At 73.2% G+C, this 12,903-nt stretch carries 9 protein-coding genes; all 9 read right to left on the minus strand.

Annotated features, from left to right (window positions below; all coding sequences use genetic code 11):
- Positions 1–61: 61 nt before the first annotated feature.
- Genes ABD973_RS32225 through ABD973_RS32265 form a run of 9 tightly spaced genes read right to left on the minus strand, consistent with a single transcriptional unit; the run spans position 62 to position 12,721 of the window.
- Positions 62–1,039, minus strand: a complete 978-nt coding sequence (locus tag ABD973_RS32225) for a cyclase family protein (RefSeq protein ID WP_125819878.1) — start codon at positions 1,037–1,039, stop codon at positions 62–64.
- A 60-nt stretch (positions 1,040–1,099) separates the two neighbouring features.
- On the minus strand, positions 1,100–2,062 hold the full coding sequence (locus tag ABD973_RS32230; protein ID WP_125819877.1) for a TauD/TfdA dioxygenase family protein: 963 nt from the start codon (positions 2,060–2,062) through the stop codon (positions 1,100–1,102).
- A gap of 31 nt (positions 2,063–2,093) precedes the next feature.
- Entirely contained in the window at positions 2,094–3,044 is a 951-nt protein-coding gene (locus tag ABD973_RS32235; RefSeq protein WP_125599495.1) for an AEC family transporter, read from the minus strand.
- 60 nt (positions 3,045–3,104) lie between these two features.
- Positions 3,105–3,986 carry an aminotransferase class IV gene (locus ABD973_RS32240; protein ID WP_125599499.1) on the minus strand — a complete coding sequence of 294 codons (882 nt, stop codon included), beginning with the start codon at positions 3,984–3,986 and terminating at the stop codon, positions 3,105–3,107.
- 13 nt (positions 3,987–3,999) lie between these two features.
- A complete protein-coding gene (locus tag ABD973_RS32245; protein ID WP_125599502.1) occupies positions 4,000–4,830 on the minus strand; it encodes a hypothetical protein in 831 nt (276 codons plus the stop codon).
- Between the two features lie 15 nt (positions 4,831–4,845).
- Positions 4,846–6,666, minus strand: coding sequence for an asparagine synthase (glutamine-hydrolyzing) (gene asnB, locus ABD973_RS32250; protein ID WP_345503719.1), 1,821 nt, complete (start codon positions 6,664–6,666; stop codon positions 4,846–4,848).
- Positions 6,667–6,669: 3 nt separating this feature from the next.
- Positions 6,670–7,644 (minus strand): peptidase, encoded by a 975-nt coding sequence (locus tag ABD973_RS32255; protein ID WP_345503721.1) that lies wholly within the window; start codon positions 7,642–7,644, stop codon positions 6,670–6,672.
- Positions 7,641–8,936, minus strand: a complete 1,296-nt coding sequence (locus tag ABD973_RS32260; protein WP_125599509.1) for an ATP-grasp domain-containing protein — start codon at positions 8,934–8,936, stop codon at positions 7,641–7,643. Before ABD973_RS32260 ends, ABD973_RS32255 begins: the two co-directional genes overlap by 4 nt.
- Positions 8,933–12,721 (minus strand): amino acid adenylation domain-containing protein, encoded by a 3,789-nt coding sequence (locus ABD973_RS32265; protein ID WP_345503723.1) that lies wholly within the window; start codon positions 12,719–12,721, stop codon positions 8,933–8,935. The genes ABD973_RS32260 and ABD973_RS32265 overlap by 4 nt, the downstream gene beginning before the upstream one ends.
- Positions 12,722–12,903: the final 182 nt, after the last annotated feature.

Raw genomic sequence — 12,903 nt, forward strand, 5'->3', positions numbered from 1 at the left:
TCGATAGCCGGATTTTGAGTATATTCCTCACGTTTTGCCGGAGCGGCCGGTACGGGGGCGGTCAGAGCACGGCGACCGGGTTGACCGGTGAACCCGTCCCGCCCGGCACGTTCAGCGGGGACACGACGAGCATGAACGCGTGGCGGCCCGCCCCGGCGCAGGCGGCGGACAGCGCCTCCAGGTCGAGGTTGTCCAGGAGGGGCACCCCCATCGCCGTGAGGGCGAGGGCGTGGACGGGGGAGTGCAGGCCCTCCACCGGCGAGGGCCGCACGTCGCTGTCCCCGTCCGCGCCGAGCAGGGCCACGCCCCGCTCCGCCAGCAGCGGTACGGCGTCCACGTGCCAGCCGGCGCTGCCCGTTGCCGGGTCCCAGGGGCCCAGCTCCGCCCGGCGGCGGAACCGGCCGGAGCGCAGCAGGACCGCGTCGCCCTCCCCGATCCGCACGCCGAGCGCCTCCTCCGCGGCCAGGAGGTCCCGCGCCCGCACCGCATGCCCCGGCTCCAGCCAGGGCACCCCCAGCACCGCGGGCAGGTCCAGCAGCACGCCCCGGGCCACCAGCGGGCCGAGGGCCGCCACCGAGCCGAACCGGACGCCGCCCGCGCCGGCCTCCTCGTCCGCCGCGCGGCCGTCGTAGAGTCGCCCCCGGTAGCCGATGTGGGACAACGCGTCGAGGTGGCTGACCGACTTGCCGTGGTAGTCCGCGCCGAGGAAGTCCTTGTACGCGGACGGCTCCGGGTCCTCCACGTCGCCGAGGTCGGTCATGTGGTGCAGGGCTGGCCGCGCGTTGTCCGGGCCGGGGGCCGTGTCCCAGGGGCGCCCGAGCGGCACGACCGTCCCCGAGCGGACCAGCGCGGCGGCCCCGCGCACGTGGTCCGGCGTCACCCCGTTCCACGCGCCGCGTCCCGCAGCCCCGGCCTCCCACCGGCCCCAGGTGCGGACCGCCTCGAACAGGGCGTCGAACTCGCGGCGGGAGACGGCCGCTCCCCCGTCGGGGGGACCCTCCGGCGGGGGGACGGGGGCAGGGGCGGAGCTGGGGCTCATGGGGCACTCCGGGGTCGGTACGTCCGTGGCCCGACCTCTATGCCCGCCGGGGCGCGCCGTCTACCAGGCCCGCATCGGCTCCCCCTCCACGAGCTGCGAGACGAAGCCGTGCGGTCCCCGCGCCGGTTCCCCCAGGACCGTGACGCGGTGCATCACCCGGTCGACGTCGAGGTGGGCGAAGTCGGTGGGGGCGAAGTGGCAGGTGCTGCGGTTGTCCCACAGGGCGATGCTGCCCGGCTCCCAGCGGAAGCGGACCGTGTACTCGGCGCTGGTCAGGTGCTGGAACAGCAGCTCCAGCAGGTGGCGGCTCTCCAGCTCGGTGAACCCGGTGATCCGGGTGGTCGAGCCGGGGCTGACGAACAGGGCCTTCTCGCCGGTCTCGGGGTGGACCCGCACCACCGGGTGGACGGCCACCTGCGGGTCCCCGCAGTAGAGCCCCAGGATCTCGCGGTCCCGCTCGTCGGAGTGGCGCAGGTGCACGGCCGTGAAGAACGCGTGCTCGGCGGTGAGCCCGTCCACGAACTCGCGCAGCGGCGCCGACAGGCCCTCGTACGCGGCGACCGTGTTGGTCCACTGGGTGTCGCCGCCGAAGGCGGGGGTCCGCTCGGCCCGCAGGATCGAGAGGCTGGGCGGGTTGACGGCCTGGGTGAGGTCGCTGTGCCAGCCGGCCAGCGGGGAGGTCCACTTGCGTCGGTAGTGCTCCTCGAAGTCGGCCCCGTAGCGCTCGGTGTCGGCCTTCGGGTCCACGGTGAGGATCTCCGGGTACCCCTCGGGGTGCACGCCGTGCTTCTTGCCCTCGCGGCGGGTCAGCGCGCCGAAGCGGCGGCCGAAGGCTATGTGCTGGGCGTGGGTGATGTCCTGGCCGCGGAAGAAGACGACCCGGTGGGCGAGGACGGCCCGGCGGATCTGCTCCACCACGGCCTCGTCGAGCTCCTGCCCCAGGTCGACCCCGGAGATCTCGGCGCCGATGCGGCCGGCCACCTGCTCGACGGAGATCCTGGTGGGCTGCGCGGTCTGCGTCACGGTTGTGCCTTTCTGGAAGATCGGGTGTGGCTCAGCCGGGATGGGCCACCAGCTGCGTCCAGAGGGGGAGCAGCAGCAGGGCGACGACCGAGCTCTTGATGACGAGCGAGGCCGACATGTCGACCCCGACGTCGTAGCGCTGGGCGAAGATGAACAGGTTCTGGGGCGCGGGCATCGCCGCGATCAGGACGAGGTAGCTCAGCCACTCGCCCTCCACCCCGAAGACGAAGCGGCACACGGCGTAGGTGATCAGCGGCAGCGCCACGCACTTGAAACCGGTGATCCAGACCTCCTCCAGGGTGGTGCCGCGGATCTTGATCCCGCTGCCGCCCAGGTGCAGGCCCAGGGCGAACAGCGCGACGGGCGAGGCGCTGTCGCCGACGAAGGTGAAGCTGTCGAGCACGACCCCGGGGACCGTGACGGGCAGCAGGTTGAGCAGGATGCCCGCGTTGCAGGCGATCACGACGGGGGTCATCAGCGAGGCGGCGACGGCCGACCCGAGCCGCCGGGCCGGACTCCCGACCCGGTCCGGCCGCCCCAGTTCCATGATCGAGATGATGATCAGGGACAGCACGCACACCTGGAACAGCAGCACCGGGAAGATCGGTGCCGCGTTCCCGAACAGCATGATGAACACCGGCACGGCGAAGTAGGCCGTGTTCACCTGGACGGCCGCCATGATGCGCAGCGCCACGCCGCGCGGATCGCGTACGCCCAGGACCCAGGCCAGTACGCCGATCAGCGCGGCCGCGGCGCACGCGGCGGCCGCGTACCCGCTGATGGCCCGCCAGTTGAACAGGGCCCCCAGGTCACTGCGGTAGATGTTCCCGAAGAGGAAGCAGGGCACGGCGAAGAGGAACGCGTAGTCCGCGAACACCTTGGAACTCTCGGCCGGCACCACCTTCCGCCGTGCCAGGACGACCCCGCAACCGAAGGCCAGCACCACCGGTGCGAGTTTTTCCAGAGCCTCTACCGCTCCCATGCACGTGCCCTTGCTCCCGCGGCCCCCTGGAGGGGGCCTGTTTCCCTGTCGCGACGGCTCCTACCGGGCCCGGACGAGCTCCCGGTAAGCCGTGACGATCGTGCGTGTCACCGCGTTGCCGCCGACGTCGTAGTGATGATCATCGAGGCGGCCGACGGGGAGGATCTCACACGCGGTCCCGCACAGGAACGCGCCGTCGGCCTCGCCCGCGAACGCCGGGGGCAGGTCGGTGACCACGCACTCGATCCCCTCCCGTCCGGCGATGGCCAGCACGCACGCCCGGGTGATCCCGTCGATGGTGCAACGGGTCGTCGGTGTGTACAGCGCCCCGCCCTTGGTGAAGAACAGGTGCGCACCGGTCGCCTCGACGAAGTTCCCGCGGTCGTCGAGGAGCAGGGCGTCGTCGAAGCCCGCCCGCAGCGCCTCGTTCTTGCTGACCGTGCCGATCATGTAGTTGCCGGCGGCCTTGCTCTTGACCGGCGCGTACTCCGGCGAAGGCCGGCGGTAGCGGCCCGTGACCAGCGAGATCCCCTGGTCCACGGCGTCCTCCGCCGCGTAGTAGCCCGCCGGGAGTTCCCACGCGGCCACCGAGGTGTGCACGGAGGTCTTCAGCGCCGCGGTCTGGATGATCTCCGAGCCCCGCCAGGCGTTCATGCGGACGTAGCCCTCGGTGATGCCGGCCTCGGCGACCACCGCGCGGGTGGCCTCGTACAGCACCTCCTCGGTGTGCTCCAGCTCGAAGTCCAGGATCCGGGCCGACGCGCCGAGCCGCGCGATGTGCTCCCTGAGCATGAACGCCTCGCCGCCGTAGACGCGGACGCCCTCGAAGATGCTGGAGGCGTAGTGCAGTCCGTGGCTCAGCACGTGGAGCCGGGCGTCGGCCCAGTCCACGAGGGAGCCGTCGTACCAGATCTTGCCGGTGCGCTGGTCGAAGGGGATCACAGCGGTCTCCTCCTCAGAGCGCGAGGTCGAAGAGCTGCCGCGGCAGGTCCCCGACGAGGGCGACGAAGCGCCGCTGGTGCTGGGTCAGGGCGCGCACCGACACCCCGTGCAGGGCCAGCGGGTTGATCGGGTACAGCACCAGGGTGTTGCTCCGGTACGGGACGGTCGTGACCTCCTCGACGTACTGCGGGTCGATGTCGAAGCGGTTGTCACCGTACTCGGAGGCACTGGTGTGGAACTTGTGCGCGCCCGGCCGGTACTTGTAGAGGACGAGGTCGCCGCCGGTCGCGTCGTCCTCGGGCAGGCGCATGTAGAACAGGCCGCCGAAGAGCTTGTGCGGCTTGTCCACGTGCGGTCCGCGGTAGGCCGAGGGGCGGCCGGTGACCGCCGAGTTGATGACGGCCGTGCAGTCCAGCAGGATGTCGTGCGTCTCGAAGGCGTCCCGGTTGCGCCGGCCCACGCGCAGCTCGCGCAGCGGGCCCACCAGTTCCTCGGCCTCCGGCAGGTTGGCGAGCAGGTCCTCCTGGAAGAGGTCGAGGAACTCCTCGTAGAAGGCCGGGGAGGCGTGGTAGGTCACGAAGTCCTTCCAGACCTGCGCCATCGTGTCGTCGGCGAGGATCATCTCGGACATGTAGTTGTAGCGCTCGTTCGAGGTGATCGGCTTCCCGATCCGCTCGCCGATGTACTCCGCGGTCGGCATCGACTTCGCCAGGGCGTCGTACAGGTCCTGGGGCAGGGCGTCGCTGATCACCACGTGCGGGAACGGGTCGCGGCGGATGTCCGCCTTGGTGACGCCGGCCAGGAGCGAGGTGATCGCGGGGCGGGACTCGGGCGTGTCGGTCATGTCCTGTCTCGTTTCTCAGGAGGTGGGGGTGAGGGGCGCGGGGGTCAGGCCGCGGGCGGAGAGCCAGGTCTCCAGGACCAGGAGCGACCAGAGCAGTTCGGCGGCGTGCGCCCCCGGGCTCTCGGTCTGGGAGCGGAAGAGTTCGCGGACCGCGTCCCGGCGGACGTAGTCCAGGCAGCGGGCGCCGGGGCCGAGGAGGACGTCGCCGACCATGTCGTACAGGGCCTCGCCCGGCCGGATCATCGCCGCCACCGGCAGGGTGAACGGCTGCTTGGGCCGCTCGACGACGCTCCGCGGCACCCAGCGCCGGGCGGCCCGCGCCACCGGCGCCTTCACGGTGCTGCCGGCCACCTTCACGGCGGCGGGCAGCGCGTGCGCCAGGCGCATCACCGACGGCTGGAGGAACGGGATCCGCGCCTCTACCGAGTGGGCCATGCTCAGGTGGTCCACGCGGCGCAGGATGTAGTAGGGGAACCGCTCCGCCTGGTCGTAGCGCAGCAGCGTCTCCAGCTTCCCGTGCGGGCCGGAGCGCACCCGGCGCGCCAGCTCGTCGCCGCTGAGGTCCCCGAAGTGGCCGCCGGCCGCCCGTACGCGGTCCAGGTGGGCGGGCGTGTACAGCCGGCCGAGCGTCGTCGGGCCGGCGACGGCCATCGTGTCCTGGTAGGCCCGGTGCCAGGCCACGTCGCCGTCCCGGTCCGCTTTGGTGAACCGCGCGTACCCGGCGAACAGCTCGTCCGCCCCGTCGCCCGTCAGGGCCACCTTGAACCCGGCCTCGTGCACCGCCTCGAACAGGGCGAAGGTGCTCAGGCTGTGCGGGGCGTTGTTCGGCTGGTCGAGGTGGCGGGTGAACCGCTCCACCAGCTCCGGGAACCCCGCCGGGTCCAGGAGCACCTGGTGGTGCTCGGTGCCGCAGTGGCGGGCCACCTCGGCCGCCCAGTGGCGCTCGTCGGCCGGCCAGTCGCCCCGGTAGGCGATGTTGAACGAGGCCACGTCCGGCACCAGGTGGGCGGCGAGGGCGGTGGTGTAGCTGGAGTCGAGCCCGCCGCTGGTGATCACGCAGACCGGGACGTCCGCGTCGAGCATGCGGCCCATCTCGGTGCGCAGCAGCCCGTCCAGCAGCTCCGCCGCCGCCTCCACGGTCGGCTCGCCGCCGGGCCAGTCGACCTCGGCCGGCTCCAGGGCCGTGCGGGTGAGGCTCTCCCGGCCGGCCGCGAAGCGGAGCACCGAGCCGGGCTCCAGGGTGCGGACCCGGGTGTACACGGTGCCCGGGCCCCAGACCGCCTTCCCGCCCAGGTAGCGGTCGACCGCGAGCGGGTCCAGCTCGTCGGGGAAGTCCGGGAAGCGGGACAGCGCCCGCAGCTCGGAGGCGAAGCACAGCCGGCGGCCGTCGGCGGACACGTAGTAGTACAGCGACTTCATGCCCGCGTGGTCGGTGAAGAGCTTCAGGCACGGCTCCTCCCGCTCGTCGACCACCGCGATGGCGAACATGCCCTCCAGCCGGCTGGTGAAGGCGTCTCCGTACAGCTCGTACAGCGGCAGCAGCACGTCGCCGTCGCAGTCGCCCTCGAAGGAGTAGCCGTGCGCGGCCAGCTCGGCGCGCAGCTGCCGGTGGTTGTAGATCTCGCCGTTGAACACGCAGCACAGCGCGCCGCGCACGAAGGGCTGGTCACCGGAGGCGATGCCCTGGATGGCGAGCCGGTTGTTGCCCAGCGCCCAGCCGTCACCGCGGCGGACGGTCTGCGCGTCCGGCCCGCCCTCGAACATCGCCGCCGCGACGGCGTCGAGCACCTCCCGCCCGGCGGGCTCCCCGCCGAAGCAGCCGTGGATGCGGCACATGGCTCACACCTCCGTGCGGCGGCCGGGGGCGGGGGCGCTCCCGGCGGCTTCGAGGGAACGGGCGGCGCGGCCGGCACGGCTCTGCCGGGCCCCGGGGTGGTGCCGGCCGACGAACTCGGTGACCAGCTCGACCTGGCGCAGGATGTCGTCCAGCTGGGCGGGCGACGGGCTGACCCCGTGCCCGTCCAGGGCACTGTTGCCCGTCTTCAGGTAGACCGGCGCCGCCACCCGCACGATGTCGGGGGCCTCGTAGGTGCGGATGAACCCGCCCGAGCTCCGCGGGTTGTCCACGTGCAGGTCCAGCGGGATCGTCACCGCCTGGCGCAGCGCCGCGATCATCGGCAGCGTCAGGTCGCGCACCGGGTTGAAGCTGTCCGCGCCCAGCATCTCCAGCATCTGCGCCGACGCGGGATTGCCCTGCCCGCAGTGCGCGGACACCTTCAGGTGGATCCCGGAGGGCAGCTCGCCGGCGGTCCGCAGCCGCCCCAGCACCCACAGCAGGCCCTCGTCGTAGACGACGAACCCGCGCACGCCCAGGCCGATCCCGCGCTTGACGTCCTCGACGGCGCGCACGATCTGCTCCTGCCCGCGCAGCCGGTAGCCGATCCGGGCCCCCTCGGGGGTCTGCGCCCCGGCCCCGATGTCGTTGGTGGCGCGCGGGCCGACCGACATCAGGACCTCGGCGCCGAACTCCTCGCCGAGCGCCACGTACTCGCCGATCTCGCGGGCCGTGTGCCGGTACATGCCGCGGGTCTCGGTGATGCGGTTGACGGTGAAGCCCCGGCGCCGGCTCTCGTTCAGCAGCCGCTCGGCGGCCCCCACCGAGTTCACCGTCGGCACCTCGATGCGGAAGTGCCCGCCGTCGGCGAAGACGGCTTCCGAGTCGGGCGTGAGCTGCGGGTCCCCGTCCGGCAGGCCCAGCCGGGCGAGCTGCCGGCGGGTCTGGTCGAAGAAGGCGGTCGTGGTCGTCGTCCTCACCTCGTCACCTCGAAACCGAGCCGCTCGGCGGTGCCGGCGACGATGTCCTGCGCGATGCGTATCGAGGTCGCCCGGTCGGGGTGCACGACCTGGACCTCGCCGAAGTTCCCGAGGTTGCCCCGGCAGGGCAGCAGGGTGGCGCCCTCGGGAAAGCGGACCGTGAACGAGTGCAGGCTGTCGCCGTACCGCTCGGCGGCCCAGTCCAGGTCCGGTACCCGTTCCGGGGTGGCCACCGCGTCGGCGGCACCGAACCAGCGGACGGTGGCGTAGCCGTCGAAGGACGTCGGGCCGCGCTCGACCGCCTCGTTCAGGTGGATCCGGACGAGCAGCTCGAAGATGTCCCCGCCGCCCGCGAGACGGAACAGGTTCGGCAGGCAGGAGCCCATGATGCGGGGGTTGAGCTCGATCAGCCGGGGCGTGCCGTCCGCGCCCAGCATCACCTCCACGTGGAAGACGCCGAGCCGCAGGCCGACCGCGGCGACGACGTCCTGCGCGAACCGCATCACCCGGTCGTGCTCCTCGGCGGAGATGCCCGCCGGGATCGTCGTACCGGTCTCCAGGGCCTCGTGCCGGTGCCAGGTCGAGCGCTCGCTGACCGCCAGCCGCAGGAACCGCCCGCGCACCAGGCCGATCTCCGCGGAGACGAACCGCCCGCTGAGGTACTCCTCGACGAGGATGCCCGCCGCGTACGCGCCGTCCGGGGCCCCGGCGAGGACAGCGGCCAGTTGCTCCTCGTCGGCGACGACGTGGGCGCCCTCGCTCCCGGAGCCCCGGGCCGGCTTGACGACGACGGGGTACCCGCCGGCCGCCGCGAAGGCCGCGGCCTCCTCGAACCCGCCGACGACCGCGTACCGGGTGGTGTCCACCCCGGCCGCCGCCAGCACCTGACGGCAGCGGTCCTTCTGCTTGGCCGTCTCGGCCGCGGCGGCGTCGGTGAACGGCACCCCGATCTCCTCGGCTATCCGCGCGACGGGGACCACCAGCGCGTCGACGGTGGCGACGAAGCCGTCGACCGGCCGCTCCCGGTGGACCTCCAGCACGCACGCGCGCAGCGCACCGGCGTCGGTGGCGTCCTTCAGGACATGGACCCGGTCGACGAAACGCGCGTACGGGGAGGCGTCGAAGTCGATGTTCTGCGCCTGCTCCATGAGCAGCGAGCGGATGAGCGTGACGTGGTGCCCGAGCCGCTTGGCGGCCTCGAACGCGGGGGCGTTGCCCGCCTTCCAGGTCACGAAGACCACGTGCCGGGCCTCGGATGAGGAGGGGTGCGGGGGGTGCAGTGGGTCGGTCATCGTGTCTTCCTCGCGAAGCGCTGGCCGATGCGGACGAATCCCGGGACGGCGGTACCGGGGGTGGGGATGAAGGAGATCGAACCGGCGAGGATGTTCTTCTCGGACATCGAGCTGAAGCCGCCGGCGCCGGACAGCACCAGGTCGCCCTCGTCCAGGCACAGCCACGTGCCGTCCGGCTGCCGCTCGGAGTACGCGTAGCGCAGGTGCTCCGTGCCGCGCAGCACCTCCAGCCGGTAGCCGTCGGAGGCGTACAGGCCGGCGCAGTCGCCGAGTTCCATCTCGAACGGGCGGCCGGTGCGGATGAGCCCCTCGCCGGTGAGGGACCGCAGCAGGTCCTCGTAGAGCCCGAAGGCCGGGTACGCGTTGGCGAGCAGCAGCAGGAACGAGCGCTGCTCGGGGAAGATCTGGATGAAGTTGTGGTGGCCGCTGCCGTTGGAGTTGAAGCCGAAGGCGGACGGCCCGAACATCAGCCAGCCCAGGCCCCACGCGTGCATGAAGTGGTGGCCGGGGACGGGGATCTGGGGCGTGCGCATCTGGCGCGCCAGCTCGGCCGAGAGCAGCCGCTCGCCGCCCGGGGCGACCCCGTCGTCGACGGCCAGCATCGCGATCCTCGCCAGCTCCTCCAGGGTGAGGCAGACCGAGAAGGAGCCGGCCGCGTCGTCGGCGATGGTCTGCGGCGGCGGGTCGTGGCGCACGTACCCCTCGACCCGTTCGGTCCACACGTAGCCGGCCGAGACCGTGCCCCCGTAGTGGCCGCCCTCGGTGAGGGCCTCGGGAACCTCCCGGATGCCGAGCGGGGCGAGCAGCAGCTCGTTCACCGCGCGCCGCCACGGCACGCCCAGCAGCTTCTCGATCAGCGCGGCGACGATCGAGGTGCCGACCGCCGAGTACGCGAACACCTCGCCCGGCTCGAACAGCTGGCCGTAGGCGGGCAGCGTGTCGATGTAGGAGCCGAGGTCGGGCAGGCCGGTGTCGTGCCACACCTCGTACGAGTCGTCGACCCCGCTGGTGTGCGACAGGAGGTGGCGCAGCGTCACCTTCACGGTGCCCCCGTCGCGGCGCCGGAACGCCTGCGGCAGCAGCTCGTCCAGCGGCTGGTCCAGCCCCAGCAGGCCCCGGTCCACCAGGCGCAGCGCGACGAAGGCCAGCATCGGCTTGGTGACGCAGGTGACGCGCTGGCGGGTGGCGGGCCCGTACGCGGCGCCGGAGACGGTGTCGGTGACGCCGTGGTAGGTCAGCTCCAGTTCCCCGTCCAGGAACACGGCCGCGCCGGCTCCCGGTACGCCGTGGCCGCGCGCGGACTCGCGCAGCGTGTCGGCGACGGCGCGCCGCCGCTCCGCCGGCCCCGCCGACGCCCCGGCGGCGGCCGCCTCCCCGCGGGTGCGGCGCAGCAGGGCGGCCTGCTCCGCGAGGGTGCGGTGGCGGTAGGTCTCCGCCACCCGGACGGGCCGGCCGGCCGCGTCGGACAGGCGCGCCGCCAGCAGGGTGGCGAGCAGCGAGTGGCCGCCCACGGAGAAGAAGTCCACGCCGGGGGAGACCCGGGACAGGCCGAGCAGCTCGGACCAGATCCCCGCCACCTCGACCTCGTCGGGGTCGTCGAAGGCGTCGCCGTCCGTGCCGTCACCGGGCGGCCGCCCCCAGTCGACGTCCCGGGCGGCCAGGGTCCCCCGGTCGACCTTGCCGTTGGGCAGCCGGGGCAGCCGCTCCTCGACGACGATCCGCGCGGGCTGCATGTAGTGCGGCAGCTTGGCCCGCAGATGGGCGGCCATGGCCTCGACGGTGACGGTGTCGTCCTCCAGGCCGACGTAGCAGACCAGCCGGGTGTCGCCGTCGGTGCGCACGGCCAGGGCCGCGACGTCCTTCAGGCCCACGACCCCGCGCAGCGCCGCCTCCAGCTCGCCGAGTTCGATCCGGAAGCCGCGCACCTTGACCTGGTTGTCCCGGCGGCCCAGGAAGCGGAGCTCGCCGTCCTCCGTCCACCGGGCCAGGTCGCCGGTCCGGTACAGCCGCCCGCCCGGCACCTCGCCGAGGTGCGCGGGGGCGTCGACGAACGAGGCCGCGGTGCGTTCGGGGTCGTTGATGTAGCCGGCGGCCAGGCCGTCGCCGCCCAGGTGGAGCTCGCCGGTGGCGCCGAGCGGCACGGGCCGGCCGAGCGGGTCCAGGAGGTGGGCGGTGGTGTTGTGGACGGGCACGCCGATGGTGGGCGCGCCGCCGGTGGGGCCGGTGAAGCACTTCCAGGTGGAGTAGGTGGTGTCCTCGGAGGGCCCGTACAGGTTGTAGAGCCGCTCGACGCCGGTGGAGGCGAAGGCCTCGTTCACCAGTTCCCGGGACAGCGGTTCGCCGGCCACGTTCAGCACGCGGGTGGAGGCGGGCACCGCGCCGCGCTGGAGCAGTACGTTCAGGGCGCTGGGCACGGTGTTGACGAGGGTGGGGCGCAGCCCCTCGTCCTCGGTGAGCGCGAGGACGTTGTCCACGACGACGACGCAGCCGCCCCGGGTGAGCGGGGCCCACAGCTCGTACACCGACAGGTCGAAGTTGAGCGAGGTGGAGAACAGCACCCGCCGCAGGTCCTCGTCCCCGTACGTCTCCTCGGCCCAGGCGAGGAGGGCGGCCACGTTGCGGTGGCTGATCACCACGCCCTTGGGCAGGCCGGTGGAGCCGGAGGTGTAGATCAGGTGGGTGGTGTCCTGCGGTCCGACGGTGACGGCCGGGGAGCGGTCGTCCTCGGTCTCCGCCTTCTCCGACAGCTCCCGCCAGGGCAGCGCCCGTACGGGCCCGCCGTCGAGCCATGCCGGGGCCCCGTCGCCGTCGTGGACGACGGCGGCCAGGTCGGCGGTGCCGGCGATGGCGGCCAGCCGGTCCGCGGGGTAGGCGGGGTCCAGCGGTACGTACGCGCAGCCCGCCTTGTGCACGGCGAGCAGCAGGGCGACGGCGTGGTGCGTGCGGCCCAGACAGAGGCCGACGCGGGAGCCCGGGGCGATGCCGTGGGAGGCCAGGGCCCGTGCCAGCCGGTTGGCGCGGGCGTCGAGGGCGCGGTACGTGAGCACGCCGCCGCGCCATTCGACGGCGGGGGCGTCGGGGGTGCGGGCGGCCTGGGCCTCCACGAGGGCGTGCAGCGGGGTGTCGCGGTCGTAGGGGCGGGCCGTGTCGTTGAAGGCGCGCAGCAGGCGCTGCTCCCGCGGGGACAGCAGGGCCAGTTCGGCCGCGGGGGCGCCGGGGCGGGCGGCCGCGTCCGCCAGCAGCGTGTCCAGGTTCGCGGCCATCCGCTCGATCAGCGCGGCGGGGAACAGGGTCCGGTCGTAGTGCAGGGTGAACAGCGGGCGGCCGTCCGGCGCGAGCCGGGCTTCCAGCAGGAGCGCGAGGTCCTCCGGGACCGGGGCCGCGCCGTCCGACTCCAGGAAGCCCGCCCGCAGCCCGCCGCCCAGGTCGGCCGCCGCGCCGGGCACCCGGTCCCGTACCGCCTGCCGGTGGGCGGCGGCGAGTCCCAGCGCGAGGGCGGCAAGGGTCTGGTCCGGTGCGAGGACGGACCGGACGGCTACCGGCGCGCCGTGCGCGCCGCCGGCCCGGGCCAGCACGATGTCGTCCTGACCGCTGTAGCGGTGCACGAGCACGGCGAACGCGGCGTGCCACAGGTCGGCGGCCGCGGCTCCGGCGGCCCGGCCGCCCGGCGGCACCGCGCCGGACCAGGAGTGCGCTGCGCTGCCCCCGCCGTGCGGGGCGCCGTGTCCGGCGTCCCGCACGGGCAGTTGCAGGGCCTGCGGTGAGTCGGCGGAAATGTCGCCCACAGTGATGGTCCCCTCGTCTGCATTTCGTTCACCTGCCGTGCGGCGGACATGCCGAATACACCCACGGCGCACATTTACGGACCCCGCGCGGTCGAATTGCGCCGCGACAGGGCATCCACACTCGGCGCTACGTCACCCGCCCGGAATGTGGAAACGGTGCGACGGCGCGGAAAAACTCCGGA

The sequence above is a fragment of the Streptomyces racemochromogenes genome, assembly GCF_039535215.1.
GTDB lineage: Bacteria > Actinomycetota > Actinomycetes > Streptomycetales > Streptomycetaceae > Streptomyces > Streptomyces racemochromogenes.

Bases quoted from the DNA above. Each gene is read 5' to 3' on its own strand.
- ABD973_RS32225 (WP_125819878.1), bottom strand. From the start codon at position 1,039: ATGAGCCCCAGCTCCGCCCCTGCCCCCGTCCCCCCGCCGGAGGGTCCC.
- ABD973_RS32235 (WP_125599495.1), bottom strand. From the start codon at position 3,044: ATGGGAGCGGTAGAGGCTCTGGAAAAACTCGCACCGGTGGTGCTGGCC.
- ABD973_RS32245 (WP_125599502.1), bottom strand. From the start codon at position 4,830: ATGACCGACACGCCCGAGTCCCGCCCCGCGATCACCTCGCTCCTGGCC.
- asnB (WP_345503719.1), bottom strand. From the start codon at position 6,666: ATGTGCCGCATCCACGGCTGCTTCGGCGGGGAGCCCGCCGGGCGGGAG.
- ABD973_RS32260 (WP_125599509.1), bottom strand. From the start codon at position 8,936: ATGACCGACCCACTGCACCCCCCGCACCCCTCCTCATCCGAGGCCCGG.